This window comes from gamma proteobacterium symbiont of Lampromicra miyakona (assembly GCF_059730895.1).
On sequence record NZ_AP035932.1, the window covers coordinates 1,646,139 to 1,669,709 of the forward strand.

Genomic DNA, 23,571 nt, shown 5'->3' on the forward strand with positions numbered 1-23,571 from the left:
CCGCTAATGGTACGATTAACCCAACACGTGGAACAGCTGGCGAACACCACCCGGCTGTTACAGCAGGATGTTGCGGTCCTGACCGCGCGTTTTGAAAACCTTGCCACCAGAGCGGACGTGGAACGCGTGCGTACCGAACAGGGGCTGATGTGCAATCAACTGATGAATGAGATCGGTCAGGTGGAGAAGCGTATCGATAAAAAGTTCGAACGGTTAAATGACAGACTGATCTGGACACTCATGTTACCGGCTCTCCTCGCCGTACTGGCATGGTTTGTAAAAGTGGCGGTGCTGAAAATTTAAGGTTGTCAGCAGAAATCCGGCCCGTCCATGGGCCGGAACAGCGGGTTTAGCGGAAGGGCGGTTCGTTGAAGGTGCGTAGTTTCCTGGAGTGCAGTTTGTCACCCTCGGCGCGCAGCAGCTCAACGGCGCAGATGCCAATCTGCAGATGTTCCGAGATGGCGCCCTCATAGAAACGGTTGGCCTGGCCGGGCAGTTTGATTTCACCGTGCAGCGGTTTATCCGAGACGCACAGCAGGGTGCCGTACGGTACGCGGAAACGATAACCCTGTGCGGCAATGGTGGCGCTCTCCATATCCACCGCCACCGCGCGGCTCAGGTTGAAGCGTAACGCAGATGCGGAGTAGCGCAGCTCCCAGTTGCGGTCGTCCGTGGTGACGACCGTACCGGTGCGCAGGCGCTGCTTCACCTCTTCGCCGGGCATACCGCTGACTGCTTTGGTGGCGTCGTACAGGGCACGCTGCACCTCCGCAATGCTCGGGATCGGGATATCCGGTGGTAATACGCTGTCCAGCACGTGGTCGTCACGCAGATAGGCGTGCGCTAGCACGTAATCGCCGATGCTCTGGCTTTCACGCAGGCCACCGCAGTGACCAATCATCAGCCACGCATGTGGGCGCACCACCGCGAGGTGGTCGCAGATGGTTTTGGCGTTCGACGGACCGACGCCAATATTCACCAGCGTGATGCCGCGACGATTGGGCGAGGTTAAATGCCAGGCGGGCATCTGATGCTTCTTCCACGCCAGATCCGACATCATCGCCGTTGGGTCCTGCGTTTCCGCCGTGATCACCACATCGCCGGCGCAGGCGAGACTGTCGTAAGGCGTGCTGGGGTCCTGCACCTGCTCAATCGCCCAGCGCACGAACTCATCGACGTAGCGCGTGTAGTTAGTGAACAGTACAAACGGCTGGAAGTGTTCTACCGCGGTGCCGGTGTAGTGACGCAGGCGCGCCAGGGAGAAATCGGTGCGCAGCGCGTCGAAATGCGACAGCGGGAACAGCGCGTCGGCGTTGAACAGGCCATCAGCGGTTTCATCGCCAATCTGCGACAGTTCGGTCGTCGGGAAATGGCGCGCAATACTGGCGCTCATGGAGCGGTCCAGCGACAGGTCGGAGCCATCAATCACATAGGGATAAGGGATTTCCTGCTGTGACGGACCCACCTCAATCAGCACGTCGTACTCTTTTTCGATCATCTGCAGCTGTTCGCTGAGATAGTGACGCAGCAGCGCCGGGCGCGTGATGGTGGTGCTGTAGCGACCGGTGTGGGTAAAACGTCCCCAGGCGCGGGTGCGATTTTGCTGCGGGCCTTCACCCTGCCAGGTGATGCGCAGCTCCGGATAGACAAACAGCCCCTGCTGGCGCAGCCCGGCGTCCGGCAGTGTGCCGCTGGCAGTGAACGTGCGAATGGCGTTGCGCAGCGCTTCAACCGCGTCGTCATACAGACGCTCCAGTTGATCCAGCGCCTGTTCGGTGGTCAATCCGTTCCGTTGCGTATTCATAGATTCTCCTTCAGCAATTTGGACCGATTTGACCAGAGCATAGCGGATAAACCTCTCATCACGATGAAGAATCTGTGATCGACCGCATTCTGCACCATCACGGTGCTGGTAGGCGGCAAAAGGCTGGCTATGTTTATCAGGTGCAGGGAGGCCACATCGCACGTTTTCCGCCCGGCTGCGATGCCGCTGCAAAAAAATTGTCACCGATTGTCTTCTCTGGCGAGCTTTTTGCTTAAATTTCAACCGTGGTCGCACAGGCCACACTGCTCTCGAAGTGTTTCAGATTGATTTCTCCCAGGCCGTGGTATGGCTCCGTTCCTGACCCGTTGAGGATTGAAAGCATGTCTTTGAAATTCATAAAACACCCATTGAAGGTGGTGATGGCAGGTTGTTTAAGCATGGCGTTCTACGCGCAGGCTGACATAAAGATTGGCGTGGCCGGTCCGTTTACCGGACCGAATGCTACGTACGGTACGCAATACTGGAAGGGCGCCAGCCAGGCCGCGGCGGACATTAACGCTGCGGGCGGCATAAACGGTGAAAAAATTGTGCTGGTGCAGGGCGATGACGCCTGCGAACCCAAGCAGGCGGTGGCCGTTGCCAACCGGCTGGTGGATCAGGACAAAGTGATGGCGGTGGTGGGCCATTTCTGCTCATCCTCGACCATGCCAGCCTCAGAGGTGTATGACGAGGCGGGCGTACTGGCGATTACGCCCGGTTCAACCAATCCACAAATCACCGAGCGCGGCATGAAAACCCTGTTCCGCATGTGCGGGCGTGATGACCAGCAGGGAACTATCGCCGCGAACTATATTCTCGATACGTTGAAAGCGAAGAAAGTGGCGGTGATCCACGATAAAGATACTTACGGTCAGGGGCTGGCGGATGCCACCAAAGCGGCGCTGGAGAAACGCGGCGTGAAAGAAGTGCTGTATGAGGGGCTGTCGCGCGGTGAAAAAGACTTTAACGCGCTGGTCACCAAAATCGGCGCGGTGAAACCGGATGTGGTCTATTTCGGTGGCTGTCATCCGGAGGCGGGTCCGCTGGTGCGGCAGATGCGTGAGCAGGGCGTCAATGCGGCTTTCTTCTCCGGCGACTGCATTGTGACTCAGGAACTGGTGACTGCCGCCGGCGGTCCGCAGTACACCAAAGGTGTGTATATGACCTTCGGTAATGATCCGCGCACGATTGCCGATGGCAAAGCGGTGATTGAAAAATTCCGCGCCAGCGGTTTTGAGCCAGAAGGGTATACGCTCTACGCCTACGCCTCCATTCAGGCTCTGGCCGCCGCCTACAAAGCGGCAGGTAAAGACAATGCCAAAGCCAGCGACTGGCTGAAGGCCAACAGCGTTGACACCGTGATGGGCAAGAAGGCGTGGGATGAAAAAGGCGACCTGAAAGTCTCGGATTACGTGGTCTATCAGTGGGATGACAAAGGCAAATATCACCAGCTGTAATTCGCTCTGCGGCTCCGCGCGCAGCGGGGCCGTTCGCATCTGAGCGTGACCTGTGCACGCCTTCCACCTGCGAGAGACAATATGGACGCCTTTTTTATACAGCAGCTGATTAACGGCCTGACGCTGGGCGCGGTCTACGGGCTGATCGCCATCGGCTACACCATGGTTTACGGCATTATCGGCATGATTAACTTCGCCCACGGCGAGGTGTACATGATCTCTGCTTATCTGTGTGCGATCGGGCTGGCGCTGCTCAGCTACTTTGGCATTCACTCCTTTCCACTGCTGATCTTTGGCACGCTGTTGTTCACCATCGTGGTCACCGCCGCTTACGGCTGGGCCATTGAGCGCATTGCCTATCGTCCGCTGCGCAATTCCACCCGGCTGGCACCGCTGATCTCTGCCATTGGTATGTCGCTGATTCTGCAAAACTATGTGCAGCTCAGTCAGGGACCGAATCAGCAGGGCATTCCCACCTTGCTCAGTGGCGTGCTGCGTATGGAGATCGACGGCGGCGTGGTGCAAATCACCTGGACCAAAGTGTTTATCCTGGTGGCGGCGCTGTGCGGGATGGCGCTGCTGACCTGGATTATCCAGTACACCAAACTGGGCCGTATCTGCCGTGCGGTCCAGCAGGATCGGCGCATGGCGTCGATTCTCGGTATCAATACCGACCGGGTGATTTCGCTGGTGTTTGTCATCGGCGCGGCGATGGCCGGGCTGGCCGGGGTGCTGGTTACCATGAACTACGGCACGTTTGATTTCTACGCCGGCTTCATTATCGGCATCAAAGCCTTCACCGCGGCGGTGCTGGGGGGCATCGGTTCGCTGCCCGGTGCGATGCTGGGCGGTTTGCTACTGGGCGTGGCCGAGGCGCAGTTCGCCGGGCTGGTGAACTCTGATTACAAAGATGTGTTCTCGTTTTCGCTGCTGGTGGTGATTTTAATCTTCCGTCCGCAGGGACTGCTGGGCCGGCCGCTGGTCGCCAAAGTGTGAGGAAGCCAGAATGAATGCAATGACGCAAACAGGCGGCATCCGTCAGGTGCTGCTCGACACGCTGCTGGCCGGTGCCGTCGCGCTGGTGGTGTTCGGCCCGGTAGTGGGCGTGGTGCTCAGCGGCTACAGTTTTACGCTGTCGCCGCTGCGCGTGGCGCTGCTGGTGGCGGTGGTGATGGCAGGACGTTTGTTGCTGGGGCTGTTTCTGCATACCGCCGTGGGGCGCCGTTTTCTGCGCAACTTTGAGGGCAACGATGACGGCGTATACGTGCGTGAACCCGGTTACCGCTCGCGCCTGCGCTGGATAATACCGCTGCTGCTGGTTGTGGCTCTGGCGTTTCCGTTTCTCTCCAGCAAGTATCTGCTGACGGTGGCGATTCTCGGGCTGATCTACGTGCTGTTGGGACTCGGGCTTAATATCGTGGTCGGCCTCGCCGGGCTGCTCGATCTGGGCTACGTGGCATTTTACGCCATTGGTGCCTACGGGCTGGCGCTGGGCTATCAATATCTCGGGCTGGGTTTCTGGAGCATGATCCCCATCGCTGCGCTGCTGGCGGCATTGGCCGGTGCGCTGCTCGGCTTTCCGGTGCTGCGCATGCACGGTGACTATCTGGCTATCGTCACGCTCGGCTTCGGTGAAATTATCCGGCTGGTGCTGAATAACTGGCTGTCGTTCACCGGGGGCCCGAACGGCGTCTCGGTGCCGTCACCAACCTTTCTCGGCCTTGAATTCGCCCGCCGGGCAAAAGAGGGCGGCATACCGTACCACCAGTTTTTGCATCTCGATTACAACCCCAACATGAAGTTCATCTTTATTTACGTGGTGCTGGTGCTGGTAGTGCTGCTGGTGCTGTTTATCAAGCACCGGCTGACGCGCATGCCGATTGGCCGGGCGTGGGAAGCGTTGCGTGAAGATGAAATCGCCTGTCGCGCGATGGGGCTGAATCACGTGCTGGTGAAGCTGTCGGCCTTTATGCTCGGCGCCTCAACCGCCGGTATCGCCGGGGTGTTTTTTGCCAGTTACCAGGGGTTCGTTAATCCCACCTCATTTACCTTTTTTGAGTCCGCGCTGATTCTGGCTATCGTGGTGCTGGGCGGGATGGGCTCGACGCTTGGCGTGGTGCTGGCTGCGTTTGTGCTGACGGTGGCGCCCGAGCTGCTACGCAGCTTTGCCGAGTACCGCGTGCTGCTGTTTGGCATGTTGATGGTGCTGATGATGATCTGGCGTCCGCGCGGCCTGGTGCGCACCGCACGCGTCGGTGTGCCGCTGAGAAAAGGAGTACGCCATGAGTGATGCCATCCTGCAGGTTGATAACCTGATGATGCGCTTTGGCGGCATCAAAGCGCTGAATGATGTCAGCCTGCGCGTGGAGCGCGGCTCGGTCACCGCGCTGATTGGCCCCAACGGCGCGGGCAAAACCACGGTATTTAACTGCCTGACGGGATTTTATCGCGCCAGCGGCGGGCGCATTGTGCTCAATGCCCATCAGCGCAGCACCGATGTGATCCAGGTGCTGGGCCAGAAGATTCAGCCGGGTGACTGGTTGCGGCCGGCGCGGCTGGGCTCGCGTATCTGGTACAAGATGTTTGGCGGCGCACATCTGGTCAACCGCGCCGGTCTGGCGCGTACCTTTCAGAACATCCGCCTGTTTCGCGAGATGTCGGTGGTGGAGAACCTGCTGGTGGCGCAGCATATGCAGGTCAACCGTCAGCTGCTGGCCGGCATCCTCAATACCCGCGGCTATCGGGCGGCGGAGAGTCGCGCGCTCGATCGCGCTTTTTACTGGCTGGAGCGCGTTGATCTGGTCAGCAGTGCCAACCGGCTGGCCGGTACGCTCTCTTACGGCCAGCAGCGCCGGCTGGAGATTGCGCGCGCCATGTGCACCCGGCCGGAGCTGATCTGCCTGGATGAGCCCGCAGCGGGGCTTAATCCGGTCGAAACCGAGGCGCTGAGCCAGATTCTGCACCAGCTGCGCGCCGATCATCGCATCAGCGTGCTGTTGATTGAACACGATATGCCGATGGTGATGCGCATTTCCGATCACATCGTCGTACTGGATCACGGTGACGTGATCGCCCAGGGCACGCCGCAGCAGATTCGACACGATGCGAAGGTGATCGCCGCTTATCTCGGCGCGGAAGAGGAGAGCGAGCATGGCTGAAGCAATGCTGGCGTTTGAACAGGTGGATGTGTTTTACGGCCCGGTGCAGGCGCTGAAGCAGGTGTCGCTGACCGTGGCGGAAGGGGAAACCGTGGCGCTGATTGGGGCCAACGGTGCGGGAAAATCCACGCTGCTGATGTCGATTTTTGGTCAGCCGCGCATTGCCAGCGGTGAAATTCGCCTGCGCGGAGAAGCCATCAGCCAGCGGTCGACCCATTTTATCGCCGCCAGCGGTATTGCCCAGGCGCCGGAAGGACGGCGCATCTTTCCGGATATGACGGTGGAAGAGAACCTGCTGATGGGCACCATCGCCATCGGCGAGCGCTACATGAAGCAGGATAAAGAACGCATGTACACGCTGTTTCCACGCCTGCTGGAGCGGCGAAAACAGCGGGCAATGACGCTCTCCGGCGGCGAGCAGCAAATGCTGGCGATCGCCCGCGCGCTGATGAGCCGGCCGCGTCTGCTGCTGCTGGATGAACCCAGCCTCGGTCTGGCCCCGCTGGTGGTAAAGCAGATTTTCAGCATCCTGCGCGAGCTGACGCAGCAGGGCATGACGCTGTTTCTGGTGGAGCAGAACGCGCGCCACGCGCTGCAACTGGCGGATCGCGGGTATGTGATGGTCAATGGCGAAATTCGTCTGAGCGGCAGCGGCAGCGAACTGTTGCACAACGAAGAGGTGCGCAGCGCCTATCTGGGCGGCAGCGTCGGCGCGGGCGGGGAGTCAGCAAAAAGTTTGTAATAATGATTAAATGGTGACGGGAAACACTTTGCATAATCGTTAGCAGCCTATCATCATTATTACTCTACTTCTTAACCAAAGTGATTTGGTATTCCCTTGCAAAATCCTGGCGTAGCAGTAATGCGGGCGATCAGAAACACGGCGTGGTATCCCAAACGCCGTGCTTATCGCACGCTGTTGTGGCGTGAAATCACCCCACTGGCGGTGCCCATCTTTATTGAGAACCTGTGCGTGATGCTGATGGGGGTTCTCAGTACCTTTCTGGTGAGCTGGCTGGGCAAAGAGGCGATGGCGGGCGTGGGGCTGGCCGACAGCTTCAACATGGTGATCATCTCCTTTTTTGCCGCCATCGATCTCGGCACCACGGTGGTGGTGGCGTTCAGCCTGGCCAAACGCAACGGCAAGCGTGCGCGTGCGGCGACGCGGCAGTCGCTGGGATTGATGACGGTACTGGCGTTTGTGCTGGTCATTGCCATCGAGTTCTGGGGGCATCTGATTGTTGACGTGATCGCCGGTAACGCCGAGCCGCAGGTAAAAGAACTGGCGCTCAGCTATCTGCAAACCTCCGCGTGGAGCTATCCGGCGGCGGCGATTGCGCTGATAGGCAGCGGCGCGTTACGCGGTGCCGGCAACACTAAAATTCCGATGCTGATTAACGGCGGCATGAATATCCTGAATATCATCATCAGTAGCGTGCTGATCTACGGTGCGCTTGGCTGGGAAGGGATGGGATTTGTCGGTGCCGGGCTGGGATTAACCATTTCACGCTATATCGGCGCGGCGGCGGCCATTTACGTGCTGTATCGCGGCATCAGTCCGGCGCTGAAAATCACGCTGGCCAGCTATTTCCGCCGCTGGGATCGCAACATCCTGATGGAAGTGCTGGGGATTGGCGTACCGGCCAGTATCGAATCGGTGTTGTTTAACGGCGGCAAACTGCTGACGCAGATTTTTGTCGCCGGCATGGGCACCAATGAGATCGCCGGTAATTTTATTGCCTTCTCCATCGCCACCCTGATCAACCTGCCGGGCAACGCGCTGGGTTCTGCGTCGACCATTATCACCGGCAGGCGGCTGGGGAAAAATCAGGTGATGCAGGCGGAGCGGCAGATCAAGCACGTATTCTGGCTGGCGATGATTGGGCTATGCACGCTGGCGTTTATCACCGTGCCGCTGGCGGGCATGCTGGCGCGATTCTACACCCGCGATCCGCAGGTGATTGAGGTAACCAAACACCTGATCTGGCTGAATGCCGCCTTTATGCCTATCTGGACCGCCTCCTGGGTGCTGCCGGCCGGACTAAAAGGCGCGCGCGACGCACGGTACACCATGTATGTATCGATGTTCAGTATGTGGGGCGCGCGCGTGGTGGCCGGTTATCTGCTCGGCATCGTGCTGGGCATGGGGGTGATTGGCGTCTGGCTCGGCATGTTCCTCGACTGGACGGTGCGCGGTATCAGTTTCTGGTGGCGTTTAACCAGCGGCAAATGGCTGAACAATTACCGCAAAATGCTCGCGAAGAGCAGTGGCCCATAGGGCTGAGGAATCCCACAAAAAGACAGGCACAGGGTTTTATGATCGGGTTATTGCGCCAGCAAAAACAGATCGCACCCTATGCCTGCCATACCCGGCCCCGCCTCAAGCCGCACGGCTATTTTCGGGCTGACCGCTGCCTTTCCGCTGGCAACCTAACTCAGCGCTTTCGTGAATTCGATCGTGATGCGACAACTGTGCGCCTTGCCAGTAAACCTAAAAAATTTTTTTAATTTCCTTAAGAATTGTCTTTATTGCGCCGTCCTGAAAATGAGAGCTTTCTTAGTGCGATGGGTGTAGAGATGATGGCAGTCAACTGGCAGACAATAGATAAGGTTGTATACATCAACCTGAACAAACGCAAGGATCGCAGGGTACGTATCGCTCGTCAATTAAAAGCAATTGGCGTACCACGTGAAAAGATTGTCCGTTTTGAGGCTATTGAAGAAGCGCCAGGCTATATCGGCTGTATTAAATCACATATTCTCGTGCTGCAAATGGCTCAGCAAAACGGCTGGAAAAATTTATTGATTCTGGAAGACGATATGGTTTTCCATGATGATATTCAGACCAAACAGCGAATTGATCTATTTCTCTCCTCTTTACAGCAGATCAACTGGCATGTCGCGCTGCTCGCTGCCAACTATGATAACGTCGTGCCGTTAAAAAGTGTGGATTATATTGTTAAGCCGCAATATGCATGGTGCGCTTGCGCTTACATTGTGAACGGTGATTATTACTCCACTCTCATTGATAATTATGCAGAAAGCTTGCAGGGGTTACTGGCGGGTGGCGTTCCTCAGTGCTGGGCTTTAGATGTACGCTGGAATAGTTTGATAAAACGTGACCGCTGGTTGGGTATCTTTCCCAATGCGGGCTATCAGGCCGCTGATAAAAGTGATATCGAAAACCAACCTGTTGATTATCGAGCGCATTTCGCTAAAAAATTAGAAGAAATAGTGTGGCCAGCCTATCAACCTGGCGAAGAAAAGATAAAAGTGGATATCTTTTTCCAGTGGGCCCCCGGCTGGACTAACTTTGAGTCGGTATATCGCGCTATGCAGGCCAAACCGCATTTTGATTGCCAGATTATCCTTGCGCCCTATTTCAGTCGGGGCGCAAAAGCACCGGATTACACTGCACAGCGTGATTTATTAAATGATAAGGGTATCCGGTATACCGAGTATCACGAGTATGAGATTACGGCGCGTAAGCCGCATGTGGTTTTTTTACAAAATCCTTATGATGATGCACGTCCCAATGAACTGCAAAGTTTGACGCTTAATCGACGCAATATTTCTATCGCCTATATTCCTTATGGGTTAGATATGGGTGATGGCGAGAGAAACCGTGTTTATCAGTACAATCTTCCCTGTCAAAATGTTGCCAGGTGGGTATTCGTTCGCTCTCAGCGGCATAAAGATGAGTTTGCTAAATATTGCGGAAATGGCAATCAACACGTCTATGTTAGCGGACATCCAAAGCTTGATAACTATCCATCACGCTTTGGCGCCCAGGCGGATGGCAAAGTTAATAAAGACAAGCCAACGCTATTATGGGCACCGCATTTCGTCATGCCTGATGATGAAAAGATGTGGTCTACATTTAATTTATATACACAGGCAATGCTCGATATCATCAAACGTGATGACGTTAATTTGATTATTCGGCCACATCCGCTTTTTAAACAATTTCTGGATATTCGTATAGAGCGCGGAACACACAGCGAAACTGCTCACAACTGGCAAATGCTGCGCGAATACTCTCATCTCAAATCACATGTGGAGTGGGATTTTTCTGCAGATTATCGCTACGCCTTTTCACAATCAGATGCGCTGATGGCAGATGCAGGATCGTTTTTGCTGGAGTATTTACCTTCGCGCAAGCCAATCCTTTTCCTGACTCATAAAAACTGCCTCGGTATTAACAGTAGCGCTGAATTTATTTATGACGCTTATGACGTTGCGAATGAATCCGCAGATATTAAAACTTTCGTTGATAATCTTGTTTCAGGCAAGGATCCCATGCGTGATAAGCGACTGCAGGTTTTACGTGATGAACTTCATATGCCAGAGCAGGGCGCAGGCAGTGAGATTGTAAAAATCATTGAAAAAACCCTTATGCCCGCTGGAGTTCATCACAATGTCTTCTAAACGCGCCGCAATATTACTGGTTGCTGGTCAGGGAACGAGAATGGGGCATCTGACCCTGAATTATCCTAAATGCTTGCTGCCGGTCGGTGAAATCACCGTGCTGGATACGTTGCTGACTGAGCTGTTAAAATGCGGCGAGCGTGAAATTGTACTGGTTACCGGTCATCAGTCATCAGTTGTAGAACGCTGGATTAAAGATAATTATGCTGATGCTAATATTAAGTTAGTGCACAATGATAATTATAAAAATGATGTCAACATATTATCCGTTGAAAAAGGTGTCAGCGCGCTTAATCATCCTGAATATGGCTATACAATTATCGAAACGGATGTTTTGCTGGATCCACGTGTATGGCCGCGGTTAATGCAAGCTGAAATGGGCAGTGACAGTTTTTGGCTCACCCATGGTTATTACAACGCTTGCCTTACTGGCGGTATTGTCGAAGCCAGTAAAGCTGAACCTGCTATAAAGAAAATTGCCTATGTGCCCGATTACGACTCCGCATTTGATGGCTGGATGAAAATGGTCGGCTTGCTAAGTGTCTCTCCGGAACAGGTGGAAAACGATCGACGCCTGCGGCAGACGTTTTTACAGACAAGTACCCAGCAATATTACATGGCACCCTGGATTGTACACCGCTCTTGCTTACCCTGCCGTGCTGTAGATATTACGGATTTGTTTGCAAGATCTTTCAACGAAGAAGTCGATTACCGGCAGGCGGTTGCGGATTATCATTTATTATTAGAAAATTTTGAGGCACTAAAATGAATGTAGAGTTTTTTGAACCACAAAAATTGCGCCATATTGAAAAATTCAGTTCACGTCGCGTTGAATGGTTGCGTGATAAAATCCTTCAGGAAGGCGTTTGGATAAAACCTCTGGCGCTTGATCTACACCATAATCTGGTACTGGACGGCCAGCACCGTATGGAAGTCGCGCTCAGTCTGGGACTAAAAAGAGTGCCGGTCGTACGATTTGATTACGCCTCGGTGCCCTTAAGATCGTTGCGCGAAAATCATCAATTTGACTGGCAGGAAGTGGCGAGGCGTGCATTAATCAATGACATCTACCCTTATAAAACGGTAAAGCATGATTTCGTTGTACCCATGCCGGTATGTCAATTTTCGCTGCAGGAGTTAGGCTATCATGGTTGAAAATGCCATCATTCTGGCCGCCGGCAGAAGCCTGCAACTGGATGGTAAAAATAAAGTTTTAATTCGCCATCCCAAAACGCGGAAAACGATTCTCGACTATGCTATTGATGCCTTTCATGGGAAAAAAATCACCGTAGTGATTGGCTTTGGTGCGTTACAGATTATGGAGTCCTACCCCGATCTGAATTACGTTATCAATGACAACTGGGCAACGACTAATAATGCAATGAGTCTGGGATTGGCCCTGAATCAGATTAATAGCCCCACGTATGTTGTCTCGGGAGATATGTTTTTTTCTCCTCAGCTTATCAATGAAATGGATCACGCTGAGGGAAATCTCGTTTTGACTCACCAGCGGCATAATCGCATGCTGACCTCCATTCATTGTGACGTTAATCGCCAGGGCATCGTGGAGGAGACGTATCTGGGACCGATACGCGCCGCAGAGCACCCTGAGGCTATGGGTCTGTTTAAAGTCAGTGATATGGCACTCCTGAGTCAGTGGCATAAGCAATGCCTGCGGTATGGTAATTTGTATGCCGCCCAAACGTTACCGTGTCAGAAAACGACAGCACTCTACGCTCACGACCTGGGGGAGCATGCATTTAATGAAATTAATACGCTGGCAGATTACTGGCGTCTGATGCAGGAGGATCACGGTTAATGATACGAGCTATTACGCTGGGCTTGCCTTACTCCGCTATTTCCGACGGGCATTCTGAGTCACGTTTACATCACTTTCGCACGTTAGTGATTGATAAACTCCAGTCTCGTCGTTGGCCACTGCGAACATTACGTTTAACCCTGCCACCATTGAATGATCGTGATGAAGATGAGATTTATACCCTGCCAGCACGAATAAATTCAATCAATGCGTTGGCTGAAAGACTTGATATTCGCTGGTTTTGCTTACCGCTGGACTTAACGCATGGCGATAATTACCGCGGACGGTTAGATGCCGCGTTTGCTTTACTCTTCAGGCAACCGCGTATGTTTCTGAATCTGATGGTAGCCGATGAGCAGGGTATAAATATTCGAGCCAGCCATGACGTTGCCCGTTTCATGTTGCAGGTAGCACATCGCAGTAATAATGGCTTTGATAATTTCCGCCTCGGTGCCTCATTGCGTTGTCCGCCAAATGCCCCGTTTTTTCCGTTTTCCCGGCATGAAGGTGAGACACTGAAGTTTAGTTTTGCCCTCGAAACTACCGATATTGCTTTGGAATTGAGTGAGCAGGTGCGGGAAGGCAACATGCTGCTGGCGGACTTTGCTGACCAGTTTATTCTTCGACTCTGCGCACGCTTACGCGAAATTGATGCATTCGGTCATGAGCTGGCGTCTGATTCAGGGCTTGACTATGCCGGTCTGGATGCCTCGCTGGCACCTTTTCCGGATGGCAGTATTTCTGTCGGCAGGTTAGTTGAAAATCTTGGTGCGCGTCCTGGTGGCGTTCAGGGATCACTCTTTATAACCAGTATTCTGACGAATGCGATTAAAAGCGCAGTCGCAATCAGTGGTGCTCGCGCAACGGGTTTCAATGGCGTCATGTTCTCAGTACTGGAAGATGATGCCCTGGCGAGTACCAATAATCGTCGTGCATTAAGCATTGATACGCTTAATGCATGGTCAACTGTTTGTGGTTGTGGATTAGATATGCTCCCGGTGCCAGGTTCGACACTGCCTGAAGATATTGCCGCGATTATTCTTGATACGGCTGCACTCGCGGTGCGGTTAACGAAACCGCTCGGTGTACGTTTATTACCTATTCCTGGCGGAGAGGTAAATGAATTTACACGCTTTAATTATGACTTCCTCTGCAATAGCCGCATTATGAATGTCGCGAAAAGTGATGTTGATTTTTCTGCTGATAATGAACGCTGGACGTATCGCTAAAATCAGGCTTAATGAAATGTTAGATGCAAAAAAAGTGAAGGATTTTTGGGATCGCCGACCGGATAATTACAATAAGTTATCGTTTGAAAGTTTAGCAAATCTGGAAAACGATCCAAAATTTCTCGATATTAAAATTCGCACAGAGATGCAAAAAGTTTTTGCCTGGTTACCTGACCTGACAGGGAAAACGGTACTTGATCTCGGCGCCGGGGTCGGGCAGTGGGCTTTTCGCTTTCAGCATGAGGGCGCAAAAAAAATCACCGCTGTAGAGTTTTCAGCTGCAATGATTGAAGTGGGTAAGCTTGAAGCCAGCAAACGCAATATTGAAAATGTCGATTTCATTCTTTCATCTGCCGAGAGTTATTGTAGCTCAGAGCAGTACGATGTCATTTTCATATCTGGCCTGATGATCTACCTTAATGATGAGCAAGCTGAAAAATTGTTAAGTAATTTGCGTACTTACAGTAAACCAGAAAGCACTATATTATTGCGTGATGGTACGGGTGTCGGTGAAAGATTCGAAATCAATAACCGCTATTCTGCGAATCTGCAAGCAGAGTATTCGGCTACATATCGAACTGCTGAGCAATACGAAGCTATATTTGCGCGGTATGGTTTCAGCTTAACCAGGAGTGAAAATATGTTCCCTGAAGGTCATATGCTTAATAAGTATCCTGAAACCCGATTACGCCTTTATCACTTTGAGCAAAAAAATGGTTAATATCTCACCTCTCTATGACGATGTTAGCTGGCCGGCAGATGAAGGTGTTTTAGGCGTCGTAGGCGTAGCCCCCTGGGCAACACTGGATTTTTGCCAGCAGCTGTATGGCCTGGTTCAGGCAGATAAAGAGTGGCAATATCCGCGACTTATTATTGATAATAATAGTAAAATTCCCAGCCGCGGGCGTCATTTGCAACTGGGTGAACGTGATCCTTCTCCGTGGATTCACGCAACTATTACAGAACTCGCTGCTGCGGGTGCGACGGTTGCCGTTGTGCCTTGTAATACCGCTCACCTCCTTTGGTCGCGCTGGAGCAAGGACGCAGCTATTCCGGTTATTAATATTATTGATGCCACACTTGAGCATATTGCGCCTCAGGGCAAGCGGGTCGTTGTGCTCGGTTCGCAAATGTTGTATCAGAGCAGGCTGTATCAGGATGCGCTTACGCAACAGCACGCCGAGATCGTCAATGTAGCTGCATCCACCCAACAGCTAGTGACACGCTGCATTAACGAGATAAAAGCCACAAAAAGCGTGTCTGAACTATCAATGCGCCAGTTAGCGGACGCCGTAAGTAGCTGGAAGCAACAGGGCGCTACGCACATTATTCTGGCTTGCACAGAGTTGAGTTTGTTAAAACACAGCGCGATCTGGCAGGAAATGACGTTAATTGATTCGAGCGAAGCTCTCGCGCGTGCCGCTTTGCGCGCCATATCATTTCGCCGCCTGCGTGATTAAGGCGGACGAATTATTTCCACGATGAAGGGCCGCTTAACTCATTAATTTTCCCGCCCCCGGGCGGGGTAAACATCAATTTGTATCACACTGTATCTCCCGCCACACAGCACACACGCCGTTGCATAACCCGCCAGTCTGTACATATCCGCTATACATCGCCGTGGTCTTCTGTACGCATCAACCGAATGCATGGAGATACCACGATGTTAACCCGACTGTTTATTTCAACGTTACTGATGGGCGCCTCTGCGACCTGCGCCTGGGCGGAGCGACTGAGCGCTGCTGACGTGCTCGGCCCGGCGGCCGTGGCGCCACTGGATCATCCCCAGCCGCCTGCGCGATTAATTGTGGATGCGCCGCTGGCCGGACCGCTGCGCAAGGGCGCGGTGTTTATCCAGTACCGGGCAGAAAATCTGCGCATCGAGCCCGTGTTTGGCCAGGAAGCGCTGAAAATCACGCCGCGCATCGGCCACATTCACGTCATCGTGGATGACAACCCGTGGCACTGGGCGGACACCAGCGGTGAGCCGGTGATTCTGGTCGGTCTGCCTGTCGGGCCGCACAAGGTCACCCTTATTCTTGCCGATCCTACGCATAAACCGATCGACAGCAAAACCATCACCTTTAACGTGCCCGTACAGATTGCACCGCACTGATTACCCGGAGATAAATTATGAAAACACTGTTACGTCAGACTCTGTTGGCAACGCTGGTTCTCACGGCGGCAGGCACCGCGTTTGCCGCCACCCCGGCCTCACACGATTACGCCGCTGACTTCAGCCACGTGCAGCAGATCAACGCGGGCGTGCTGAACACAGGCTATGTGGACATCGGTCCGCGTGACGGCCAGGCGGTGATTTTGCTGCACGGCTGGCCGTACGATATCCAGAGCTATGCTCAGGTGGCACCGGCGCTGGCGGCAAAAGGGTATCGGGTGATCGTGCCGTATCTGCGCGGCTTCGGCAGCACGCGTTTCCTGTCGGATAAAACGCCGCGTAACGGCCAGCCTTCGGCAATCGCAGCGGACGTCGTGGCGCTGATGGATGCGCTCAATATCAAGCAGGCCGTGCTGGGCGGCTTTGACTGGGGCGCACGCACCGCGGACATCGTCGCGGCGCTATGGCCAGAACGGGTAAAATCGCTGGTGTCAGTCAGCGGCTATCTGATCAGTAGCCAGCAGTTGGGTAAAAAACCGCTGCCGCCAGAGGCCGAACAGCAGTGGTGGTATCAGTTCTATTTCGCCACTGAGCGCGGTCAGCAGGGGTATGCCGCCCATACACACGACTTTGCGAAACTGATCTGGCAGCAGGCATCGCCCGGCTGGAAATTCAGCGATGCCACCTTTAACCAGAGCGCCAAAGCGCTGGATAATCCGGATCAGGTGGCGATCACTATCAGCAACTACCGCTGGCGCCTGGGCCTGGAAAAAGGTGAGCAAAAATATGCCGCTTATGAGAAAACATTAGCCACGTTACCGACAATTCGCGTCCCCACCATCACCATCGAAGGGGATAATAACGGGGCGCCGCACCCGGCACCGGAGACGTACCGCACCAGGTTCAGCGCCAGGTACCAGCATCGCACCTTCACGGGCAATATCGGACACAATCCGCCAGCGGAAGCACCGCAGGCGTTTGTGCAAGCCGTTGAGGATGCGGCCGCACTGTAGCGGAGTAATTCACGACCCTGACCGGCCATCGCGTGCCGGTCTTTTTTGCATAAGCGGCTGACAGGAGGCTGTTTTGGAGCACGTTGATCACATTCTGGTGGTGGATGATGACCGGGATATCCGCGAACTGATAACCGACTATCTGATTAAGTCCGGTTACCGCGCCACCGGTGCGGCCAATGGCCGCGAGATGCGCGCCGTGCTGAGCAGCAGCCTGGTGGATCTGGTGGTGCTGGATATCATGATGCCGGGTGACGATGGCCTGACGCTGTGCCGTCAGCTGCGCAGCGATCCCCGGCAGAACCTGCCGGTACTGATGCTTACTGCCCGCAGCGAAGAGACCGATCGCATTCTCGGGCTGGAGATGGGGGCGGATGATTACCTGATCAAACCCTTTGTGGCGCGTGAGCTGCTGGCGCGCATCAAAGCGATCCTGCGCCGTACCCGGGCGCTGCCGCCAAATTTACATATTACCGGGGCCGGCCGCATCATTGCCTTTGGCGAGTGGCAGCTGGATACCTCCGCGCGCCATCTGCTGGACAGCGACGGCGTGATTGTGGCGCTGAGTGGCGCAGAGTACCGCCTGCTGCGCGTGTTTCTCGACCATCCGCAGCGCGTGCTGAATCGCGATCAGCTGCTCAACCTGACGCAGGGCCGCGACGCGGAGCTGTTTGAACGCTCGATCGATCTGCTGGTTAGCCGGCTGCGCCAGCGGTTACGCGAAGATGCCCGTGAACCGGCCTACATCAAAACGGTACGCAGCGAAGGTTACGTACTGGCGAGCACGGTGGTGATCAAAGAGGCGCATCAATGAGGCTATGGCCGCGATCGCTGCTGTCACGCCTGCTGATTATCGTGCTGGGCGGGCTGCTGCTGGCAAATACTCTCACGCTGGCAAGCCTGCTGATTGAACGCATGAGCAGCGCTAAAAGCGTGATGCTGGGCAACCTGGAGTACGATGTGGCGACCAGCGTGGCAATCCTCGATCGTCTTCCGGCGGACGAGCGTCCGGGCTGGCTGGCGGAGCTGGCGCGCGGCAACTATCGCTACAGTCTGTCGCCGGGCGAAGCGGGGCCGTATCCCTCCAGCTGGCGCACGCGCGACGCGGTACATTCACTGCAGGAGGCGCTTGGCGGGCGCTATCAGATGAGCATTCATGCGATTCCGGGGCCGCGGGAGCATATTCAGGTGCATCTGACGCTGCATGACGGCGCGCCGCTCACGCTTGATCTCTGGCCGCACATGCCGGCGATTGCGCGCTGGCTGCCGCTGGTGCTGATGGGTCAGTTGCTGCTGCTGCTGTGCTGCGCATGGCTGGCGGTGCGGCAGGTGGTGCGACCGTTTGTGCGCTTTACCCAGGCGGTTGATGCGCTCAAACCGGCCGCCAGCCACGCACAGCTGATGGCAGAGAACGGCCCGGATGAAGTGCAGCAGGCGGCGCGTGCGTTTAACGCTATGCAGCTGCGGATTCAGGATCACCTCAAAGCGCGTGCGCAAATCCTCGCGGCCATCTCCCACGATCTGCAAACCCCGATCACGCGCATGAAGCTGCGGGTGGAGATGGCGGAGCAGCCTGAGCTGCGCGATAAACTGCTGAGCGATCTCGATAACATGAGCCGCCTGGTGCGCGAGGGCATCGCCTATGCCCGCTCATCGGAAGTGCTGGAGGAGAAGCGCCAGAGCGTCAGTCTCAACGCGCTGCTGGATAGCGTCGTCTGTGACTATCAGGATGTCGGTAAAGCGGTGAACTTTGTGCCGTGCACCGGCCATGACACCTTCGCCGTGCGGCCGCAGGCACTTCGGCGCATCATGACCAACCTGATCGACAATGCGCTCAAGTTTGGCGGCGAAGCGGAGGTTGAACTCTGTTCACCCCAGGGTGACAGCGTAGAGATTCGGGTGCGTGATAACGGGCCCGGCATCCCGGAGGAGGCGTTACAGGCGGTGCTGGAGCCCTTCTACCGCGTGGAGAGTTCGCGCAATCGCCACACCGGCGGGACCGGGCTCGGCCTGGCGATCGCCACCCAGCTGGTGAGCCAGATGGCGGGTAGCCTGCAGTTGCGTAACCGGGCAGCTGGCGGGCTGGAAGCGTGCATCATCCTGCAGCAGCAGGATGTGTAACCTGATGTATCTGCCTGCCCGCCACACACATAACCCGACAAAACGGCGTTCCCGCGACACAGCCTGAACACATGCGGTGGATGTAATAGACGTACTGCCGGACGCGCAGACGTTTATCCACCGTATGAGGTTCCCTATGACACTGCTTATCGCTTTTCTCGCCGGGATGCTGACGCTGCTCAGCCCCTGTACCTTACCGATTATTCCTTTTGTATTTGCCAGCGTACGCGGCCGTAGCGAACAGCTGCTGGCGCTGCTGAGCGGCATGGTCCTGATGTTCACGCTGGTGGCGCTGCTGGTATCGCTTACCAGCCACTGGGTCAGTCAGGTCACCAGCATTGGTCGCGACCTGGCGCTGTTGTTCCTGGCGATAGTCGCACTGACGTTAATCTCGACGCGCTTCGCCCAACGCGTCACCCGGCCGTTTGTCGCGCTGGGTAATCGCCTCAACGATGCCAGCCAGCGGCGAAGCGGGGTGCTCGCCGCGCTGCTGGCGGGCCTGGCAACCGGTCTGCTGTGGTCGCCCTGTGCCGGACCGGTGCTGGGCGCAATCCTCAGCCTGGCCGTCGTGGGCGATCATCCCCTGTCGGTTGGCGTGTTGCTGCTGGCGTATGGCAGCGGTGCCGCGCTGATGCTGGCGCTGCTCTATTTCGCCGGACGATCGCTGGTGGCGCGACTGCGTCCGGGGCTGGCGATGAGCGCGCGGCTGCGTCAGGCGGCGGGCGTGCTGATGCTCGCCTCGGTGGGCGTGATTGTTACCGGCTCACAGAGCCAGCTGCAGGCAGCGCCCGCTTTTGCCCTGAAGCTGGAGCAGCAGCTGAGCCAGTGGCTAACCACGCCGGCACCCAAAGTGCGCCTGGAGCCGGTTAGCCTGCCGCAAACCAGCAGCGCGTTGCCAGCGCTGGAGGGGGGCACGGCGTGGCTGAACGGGGCGCCGGTGACGCCTGCCACGTTAAAGGGCAAAGTGGTACTGGTCGATTTCTGGACCTGGGATTGCATTAACTGCCAGCATACGCTGCCATACGTGCGCGACTGGGCCGGTAAGTATCAAGGTGACGGGCTGGTTGTCGTGGGTGTGCACACGCCGGAGTACCCATGGGAGCGCGATGAAAAGGCGCTGAAGCGCGCGATTACGCGCTGGCAGCTGCCCTACACCGTAGTGGCGGATAACAATTACAGCATCTGGAACCGTTTTGGTAATCAGTACTGGCCCGCGCACTACATCTTTGATGCACATGGCCAGCTGCGCTACACCGCGTTTGGTGAAGGCAACTATGAAGAGCAGGAGAGGGTGATTCAGCAGTTGCTGAAAGAGGCGCGTGCATGACAGGTCAGGCGGCCCGCCCGGGCCGCCACTGCTTCTCATTTAGGTTGTGATTCGCGGGGGATGCCTTTGAAAGCTGGGGTGACTCAGGGACTATCAGGCAAACAGCGTGCGGCATTGCCGGGGACCTCCCAGCCCGTAGGGTCACTCTTCAGGGTGACCGTCATGGCGCAGCCCCCTTACCACCCCGATATGCAAAATGCAGTAATCCAACGCATAACTTGTCGTTTGGTTCCGCGTTCGGGCTGGGGTTTACTGTCAGCGTTAACCTTTTATGGAGAAGCTGACAATGAAGAAGATCCTGCAGCAGTGGCTGGCGCGTCTGGCAGCCAGCAAAGCCGCCACCCCTGACGGGCGCGAATTCGACCCCGGTGAGCATATCGATCTGCTGATCCCGATCAGCCAGCTGTACGGCGTGGAGTTTCATCCTTCCGTGTATCGCTACTATGAACGATAACCGCCGCCACCAGCGCATGCGCTATTGCTACTGGAATGAACTGTGCACGCCAGACTAAAAACCCGCTCACGCCGAGCGGGTTTTTTTATGCTGTTTGCCCGCCTGATGAAAAAATTGCCGCAACTTCCCGCCGGTTTGTTCAATTGTATTGATTTCGTAATTTTAACGTAAAGAAAAGTATTCCCAAGCGGCAGCGTGCGTGTAAGAATATAAAGGTAAATGATAACCATTGGCGTTATCATTTAGGTGTTGTCTGGGAAAACCGTGTTGATTCAGTGCTATGTCTGAATGGCAGGTGCGGTTAAGACAATGAGTGCGTTAATAACGATAAGAAACTCACCTTTTAACATGGATAAAAATCGCCAGCTGCCGTTTGGTAGCTTCAATTCGCTGACCCTGTTCACCGGGCTTTGTATTGGTATTTCGCCGGCTGCGGCGCTGGGTGTCGATAACTCCGGCAAAAAATCTGATGATACATTAGTGGTTGAAGCGCGCACGCCTTCGCTGTACGCGCCAAATGCCTCGGCCGATCCCAAATTTACCCGTCCGCTGGTGGATACCACCCGCACCATGACGGTGATTCCGGATCAGGTTATTAAAGATCAGGGCGTCACCAATCTGACCGACGCGCTGAAAAACGTGCCGGGCGTCGGGGCGTTTTATGCCGGGGAAAACGGCAGCTCAACCACCGGCGATGCGGTGTACATGCGCGGTGTCGATACCTCCAACAGCATTTACGTGGATGGCATTCGCGACATCGCCAGCGTCACGCGCGACACCTTCAACACGCAGCAGGTGGAGGTGATCAAAGGGCCTTCCGGCACTGATTATGGTCGCAGCGCACCATCCGGCTCGATCAATATGATCAGCAAACAACCGCGGCTGGATACCGGGCTTGACGCGTCAGTCAGCGCCGGCAGCGCGTGGATGCGCCGCGGCACGCTCGATTACAACCAGGCAATCAACGACAATGCGGCGTTTCGCCTTAACCTGATGGGTGAGAAAACCCATGATGCGGCGCGTGACAACATCCAGAACGAGCGTTATGGCGTCGCGCCTTCGCTGGCGCTGGGCCTGGACACCGCAACGCGGCTATACGTCAACTATTTGCACGTCCACCAGAACAACACACCGGACGGCGGTATTCCGACCGTTGGCCTGCCCGGCTATTCGGCACCGTCTGCCGCGTATGCTGCGCTGAACAATTCCGGCAAGGTCGCCACCAGCAACTACTACGGCACCGATTCTGATTTCGATAAATCGACCACCGACAGTGCCACGCTGCGCTTTGAACACGATTTGAGCGATAACACCACGCTGCGCAACACCACGCGCTGGTCGCGGGTGAAGCAGGAGTATCTGCTGACGGCGGTGATGGGCGGAGCCAGTAACATTACTGCACCCAACCCGAACGATGTGGGCAGCTGGCGCTGGTCGCGCCTGGCAAACACCAAAGATATCAGCAACCGTATTCTCACCAACCAGACCAATATCACCTCGAAATTTGCCACCGGTTCCGTCGGGCATGATGTGAGTGCGGGCGTAGAGTTCACGCGTGAAAACCAGACCACCTATGGCGTCAACGCGCTGACCCCGCCTGCGGTGAATATCTACCATCCCATCAGCAGCATTTCGATTGGCGGTCTGGACCGCAACGGTGCGAACGCTAACGGGCAGACTGACACGTTTGGCATCTATGCATTTGATACGCTGGCGATTACCCCTGACTTTGAGCTGAACGGCGGCATTCGTCTCGACAACTATCACACCGAGTACGACAGCGCGACGGCCTGTGGCGGCACCGGACGCGGCGCGCTGGCTTGTCCGGCGGGTGTGGCGCGTAATACGCCGGTGACCACGGTGGACACGGCGAAATCCGGCAATCTGGTGAACTGGAAAGCGGGGGCGCTCTATCGTCTGACCGAACAGGGCAACCTGTATGTGAACTACGCCATCTCCCAGCAGCCGCCGGGTGGCAGCAGCTTCGCGCTGGCGGCGGGTGGCAGCGGCAACAGCGCCAACCGTACCGATTTTAAACCGCAGAAGGCCAAATCCAGCGAAGTGGGCACCAAGTGGCAGGTGCTGGACAAGCGGCTGCTGCTGAACGCCGCGCTGTTCCGCACCGACATCGAAAATGAGGTCGATGCCAACGATGACGGCACTTACTCGCAAACCGGCAAGAAGCGCGTGGAAGGCTATGAACTCTCAGCAACCGGCAACATAACGCCAGACTGGGAAATCATTGCCGGTTACACCATGCAGCACGCGTCGGTGCGTGAAGGTGCCAGCGTGGCGCAGGATGGCTCATCCGCGCTGGCCTATACGCCGAAGCACGCCTTTACGCTGTGGACCAACTATCAGGCCACTGATGCGTTGTCGGTGGGCGCGGGCGCACGTTACGTTGGCAGCCTGCGTCGCGGCAGCGATGGGGCCGTGGGCACGCCGGATCACACCGAAGGCTACTGGGTGGCTGACGCGAAGCTTGGGTATAAGGTCAACAATAACCTCGACCTGCAGCTCAACGTGTATAACCTGTTTGATACCAACTATGTGGCATCGATCAACAAGAGTGGCTACCGCTATCATCCGGGCGAGCCGCGTACCTTCCTGTTGACGGCTAACGTGCATTTCTGATGGTCAACCGT

The 23,571-nt window shown here is 55.6% G+C and carries 24 protein-coding genes; 23 read left to right on the top strand and 1 reads right to left on the bottom strand.

The window, feature by feature from the left end; genetic code table 11:
* Window positions 1-6 precede the first annotated feature (6 nt).
* Window positions 7-303 carry a hypothetical protein gene (locus AC6I8P_RS07505; RefSeq protein ID WP_058771127.1) on the top strand — a complete coding sequence of 99 codons (297 nt, stop codon included), beginning with the start codon at window positions 7-9 and terminating at the stop codon, window positions 301-303.
* Window positions 304-349: 46 nt separating this feature from the next.
* Here AC6I8P_RS07505 and AC6I8P_RS07510 read toward each other — a convergent pair whose 3' ends face one another.
* Window positions 350-1,804 carry an AMP nucleosidase gene (locus AC6I8P_RS07510; RefSeq protein ID WP_021509819.1) on the bottom strand — a complete coding sequence of 485 codons (1,455 nt, stop codon included), beginning with the start codon at window positions 1,802-1,804 and terminating at the stop codon, window positions 350-352.
* A gap of 74 nt (window positions 1,805-1,878) precedes the next feature.
* Between AC6I8P_RS07510 and AC6I8P_RS07515 the strand changes: the two genes are divergently transcribed.
* From AC6I8P_RS07515 to AC6I8P_RS07620, 22 genes are all read left to right on the top strand, one after another.
* The gene (locus AC6I8P_RS07515; RefSeq protein WP_155519940.1) at window positions 1,879-2,040 is read left to right on the top strand and encodes a hypothetical protein; all 162 of its coding nucleotides are present in this window, start codon (window positions 1,879-1,881) and stop codon (window positions 2,038-2,040) included.
* Between the two features lie 162 nt (window positions 2,041-2,202).
* The gene (locus tag AC6I8P_RS07520; protein WP_459747410.1) at window positions 2,203-3,261 is read left to right on the top strand and encodes a branched-chain amino acid ABC transporter substrate-binding protein; all 1,059 of its coding nucleotides are present in this window, start codon (window positions 2,203-2,205) and stop codon (window positions 3,259-3,261) included.
* A gap of 81 nt (window positions 3,262-3,342) precedes the next feature.
* Window positions 3,343-4,257, top strand: a complete 915-nt coding sequence (locus AC6I8P_RS07525; RefSeq protein WP_021509822.1) for an ABC transporter permease subunit — start codon at window positions 3,343-3,345, stop codon at window positions 4,255-4,257.
* A 10-nt stretch (window positions 4,258-4,267) separates the two neighbouring features.
* A complete protein-coding gene (gene livM / locus AC6I8P_RS07530) occupies window positions 4,268-5,551 on the top strand; it encodes a high-affinity branched-chain amino acid ABC transporter permease LivM (RefSeq protein ID WP_459747021.1) in 1,284 nt (427 codons plus the stop codon).
* Window positions 5,544-6,419: an ABC transporter ATP-binding protein gene (locus AC6I8P_RS07535; RefSeq protein ID WP_021509824.1), complete on the top strand. Its 876-nt coding sequence runs from the start codon at window positions 5,544-5,546 to the stop codon at window positions 6,417-6,419. Before livM ends, AC6I8P_RS07535 begins: the two co-directional genes overlap by 8 nt.
* The gene (locus tag AC6I8P_RS07540) at window positions 6,412-7,161 is read left to right on the top strand and encodes an ABC transporter ATP-binding protein (protein ID WP_058771132.1); all 750 of its coding nucleotides are present in this window, start codon (window positions 6,412-6,414) and stop codon (window positions 7,159-7,161) included. The genes AC6I8P_RS07535 and AC6I8P_RS07540 overlap by 8 nt, the downstream gene beginning before the upstream one ends.
* 120 nt (window positions 7,162-7,281) lie before the next feature.
* Window positions 7,282-8,697, top strand: a complete 1,416-nt coding sequence (locus AC6I8P_RS07545) for an EmmdR/YeeO family multidrug/toxin efflux MATE transporter (RefSeq protein WP_459747025.1) — start codon at window positions 7,282-7,284, stop codon at window positions 8,695-8,697.
* Window positions 8,649-8,927 carry a hypothetical protein gene (locus AC6I8P_RS07550; RefSeq protein ID WP_168926257.1) on the top strand — a complete coding sequence of 93 codons (279 nt, stop codon included), beginning with the start codon at window positions 8,649-8,651 and terminating at the stop codon, window positions 8,925-8,927. The genes AC6I8P_RS07545 and AC6I8P_RS07550 overlap by 49 nt, the downstream gene beginning before the upstream one ends.
* Before the next feature lie 69 nt (window positions 8,928-8,996).
* The gene (locus AC6I8P_RS07555; protein WP_498031096.1) at window positions 8,997-10,847 is read left to right on the top strand and encodes a glycosyltransferase family 25 protein; all 1,851 of its coding nucleotides are present in this window, start codon (window positions 8,997-8,999) and stop codon (window positions 10,845-10,847) included.
* The gene (locus tag AC6I8P_RS07560) at window positions 10,837-11,616 is read left to right on the top strand and encodes an NTP transferase domain-containing protein (RefSeq protein ID WP_211725532.1); all 780 of its coding nucleotides are present in this window, start codon (window positions 10,837-10,839) and stop codon (window positions 11,614-11,616) included. Before AC6I8P_RS07555 ends, AC6I8P_RS07560 begins: the two co-directional genes overlap by 11 nt.
* Window positions 11,613-12,002 (top strand): ParB N-terminal domain-containing protein, encoded by a 390-nt coding sequence (locus AC6I8P_RS07565; protein ID WP_211725531.1) that lies wholly within the window; start codon window positions 11,613-11,615, stop codon window positions 12,000-12,002. The genes AC6I8P_RS07560 and AC6I8P_RS07565 overlap by 4 nt, the downstream gene beginning before the upstream one ends.
* Window positions 11,995-12,666 (top strand): NTP transferase domain-containing protein, encoded by a 672-nt coding sequence (locus AC6I8P_RS07570; RefSeq protein WP_059012212.1) that lies wholly within the window; start codon window positions 11,995-11,997, stop codon window positions 12,664-12,666. Before AC6I8P_RS07565 ends, AC6I8P_RS07570 begins: the two co-directional genes overlap by 8 nt.
* Entirely contained in the window at window positions 12,666-13,895 is a 1,230-nt protein-coding gene (locus AC6I8P_RS07575) for a DUF711 family protein (protein ID WP_072208521.1), read from the top strand. Before AC6I8P_RS07570 ends, AC6I8P_RS07575 begins: the two co-directional genes overlap by 1 nt.
* 16 nt (window positions 13,896-13,911) lie before the next feature.
* Entirely contained in the window at window positions 13,912-14,616 is a 705-nt protein-coding gene (locus AC6I8P_RS07580) for a class I SAM-dependent methyltransferase (RefSeq protein WP_459747030.1), read from the top strand.
* Entirely contained in the window at window positions 14,609-15,355 is a 747-nt protein-coding gene (locus tag AC6I8P_RS07585) for an aspartate/glutamate racemase family protein (protein ID WP_264239954.1), read from the top strand. The genes AC6I8P_RS07580 and AC6I8P_RS07585 overlap by 8 nt, the downstream gene beginning before the upstream one ends.
* Before the next feature lie 203 nt (window positions 15,356-15,558).
* Window positions 15,559-16,011, top strand: a complete 453-nt coding sequence (locus tag AC6I8P_RS07590) for a DUF6130 family protein (RefSeq protein WP_021509834.1) — start codon at window positions 15,559-15,561, stop codon at window positions 16,009-16,011.
* 17 nt (window positions 16,012-16,028) lie between these two features.
* Window positions 16,029-17,024: an alpha/beta fold hydrolase gene (locus AC6I8P_RS07595; protein WP_481657559.1), complete on the top strand. Its 996-nt coding sequence runs from the start codon at window positions 16,029-16,031 to the stop codon at window positions 17,022-17,024.
* 73 nt (window positions 17,025-17,097) lie between these two features.
* A complete protein-coding gene (locus AC6I8P_RS07600; protein WP_021509836.1) occupies window positions 17,098-17,838 on the top strand; it encodes a response regulator in 741 nt (246 codons plus the stop codon).
* Window positions 17,835-19,145, top strand: a complete 1,311-nt coding sequence (locus AC6I8P_RS07605) for a sensor histidine kinase (protein WP_481657560.1) — start codon at window positions 17,835-17,837, stop codon at window positions 19,143-19,145. Before AC6I8P_RS07600 ends, AC6I8P_RS07605 begins: the two co-directional genes overlap by 4 nt.
* 136 nt (window positions 19,146-19,281) lie before the next feature.
* Entirely contained in the window at window positions 19,282-20,472 is a 1,191-nt protein-coding gene (locus tag AC6I8P_RS07610; protein ID WP_481657561.1) for a cytochrome c biogenesis protein/redoxin, read from the top strand.
* A gap of 286 nt (window positions 20,473-20,758) precedes the next feature.
* Window positions 20,759-20,926, top strand: a complete 168-nt coding sequence (locus AC6I8P_RS07615; protein WP_021313248.1) for a hypothetical protein — start codon at window positions 20,759-20,761, stop codon at window positions 20,924-20,926.
* A gap of 348 nt (window positions 20,927-21,274) precedes the next feature.
* A complete protein-coding gene (locus AC6I8P_RS07620) occupies window positions 21,275-23,560 on the top strand; it encodes a catecholate siderophore receptor Fiu (protein ID WP_481657562.1) in 2,286 nt (761 codons plus the stop codon).
* The last annotated feature ends 11 nt before the right edge of the window (window positions 23,561-23,571 follow it).

What these genes read in the sequence shown, in the direction of transcription:
- AC6I8P_RS07505 (WP_058771127.1), top strand. Translation starts at nt 7, where the DNA reads ATGGTACGATTAACCCAACACGTGGAACAGCTGGCGAACACCACCCGG.
- AC6I8P_RS07510 (WP_021509819.1), bottom strand. Translation starts at nt 1,804, where the DNA reads ATGAATACGCAACGGAACGGATTGACCACCGAACAGGCGCTGGATCAA.
- AC6I8P_RS07520 (WP_459747410.1), top strand. Translation starts at nt 2,203, where the DNA reads ATGGCGTTCTACGCGCAGGCTGACATAAAGATTGGCGTGGCCGGTCCG.
- AC6I8P_RS07525 (WP_021509822.1), top strand. Translation starts at nt 3,343, where the DNA reads ATGGACGCCTTTTTTATACAGCAGCTGATTAACGGCCTGACGCTGGGC.
- livM (WP_459747021.1), top strand. Translation starts at nt 4,268, where the DNA reads ATGAATGCAATGACGCAAACAGGCGGCATCCGTCAGGTGCTGCTCGAC.
- AC6I8P_RS07535 (WP_021509824.1), top strand. Translation starts at nt 5,544, where the DNA reads ATGAGTGATGCCATCCTGCAGGTTGATAACCTGATGATGCGCTTTGGC.
- AC6I8P_RS07540 (WP_058771132.1), top strand. Translation starts at nt 6,412, where the DNA reads ATGGCTGAAGCAATGCTGGCGTTTGAACAGGTGGATGTGTTTTACGGC.
- AC6I8P_RS07545 (WP_459747025.1), top strand. Translation starts at nt 7,282, where the DNA reads ATGCGGGCGATCAGAAACACGGCGTGGTATCCCAAACGCCGTGCTTAT.
- AC6I8P_RS07550 (WP_168926257.1), top strand. Translation starts at nt 8,649, where the DNA reads ATGGCTGAACAATTACCGCAAAATGCTCGCGAAGAGCAGTGGCCCATA.
- AC6I8P_RS07555 (WP_498031096.1), top strand. Translation starts at nt 8,997, where the DNA reads ATGATGGCAGTCAACTGGCAGACAATAGATAAGGTTGTATACATCAAC.
- AC6I8P_RS07560 (WP_211725532.1), top strand. Translation starts at nt 10,837, where the DNA reads ATGTCTTCTAAACGCGCCGCAATATTACTGGTTGCTGGTCAGGGAACG.
- AC6I8P_RS07565 (WP_211725531.1), top strand. Translation starts at nt 11,613, where the DNA reads ATGAATGTAGAGTTTTTTGAACCACAAAAATTGCGCCATATTGAAAAA.
- AC6I8P_RS07570 (WP_059012212.1), top strand. Translation starts at nt 11,995, where the DNA reads ATGGTTGAAAATGCCATCATTCTGGCCGCCGGCAGAAGCCTGCAACTG.
- AC6I8P_RS07575 (WP_072208521.1), top strand. Translation starts at nt 12,666, where the DNA reads ATGATACGAGCTATTACGCTGGGCTTGCCTTACTCCGCTATTTCCGAC.
- AC6I8P_RS07580 (WP_459747030.1), top strand. Translation starts at nt 13,912, where the DNA reads ATGTTAGATGCAAAAAAAGTGAAGGATTTTTGGGATCGCCGACCGGAT.
- AC6I8P_RS07585 (WP_264239954.1), top strand. Translation starts at nt 14,609, where the DNA reads ATGGTTAATATCTCACCTCTCTATGACGATGTTAGCTGGCCGGCAGAT.
- AC6I8P_RS07590 (WP_021509834.1), top strand. Translation starts at nt 15,559, where the DNA reads ATGTTAACCCGACTGTTTATTTCAACGTTACTGATGGGCGCCTCTGCG.
- AC6I8P_RS07595 (WP_481657559.1), top strand. Translation starts at nt 16,029, where the DNA reads ATGAAAACACTGTTACGTCAGACTCTGTTGGCAACGCTGGTTCTCACG.
- AC6I8P_RS07605 (WP_481657560.1), top strand. Translation starts at nt 17,835, where the DNA reads ATGAGGCTATGGCCGCGATCGCTGCTGTCACGCCTGCTGATTATCGTG.
- AC6I8P_RS07610 (WP_481657561.1), top strand. Translation starts at nt 19,282, where the DNA reads ATGACACTGCTTATCGCTTTTCTCGCCGGGATGCTGACGCTGCTCAGC.
- AC6I8P_RS07615 (WP_021313248.1), top strand. Translation starts at nt 20,759, where the DNA reads ATGAAGAAGATCCTGCAGCAGTGGCTGGCGCGTCTGGCAGCCAGCAAA.
- AC6I8P_RS07620 (WP_481657562.1), top strand. Translation starts at nt 21,275, where the DNA reads ATGGATAAAAATCGCCAGCTGCCGTTTGGTAGCTTCAATTCGCTGACC.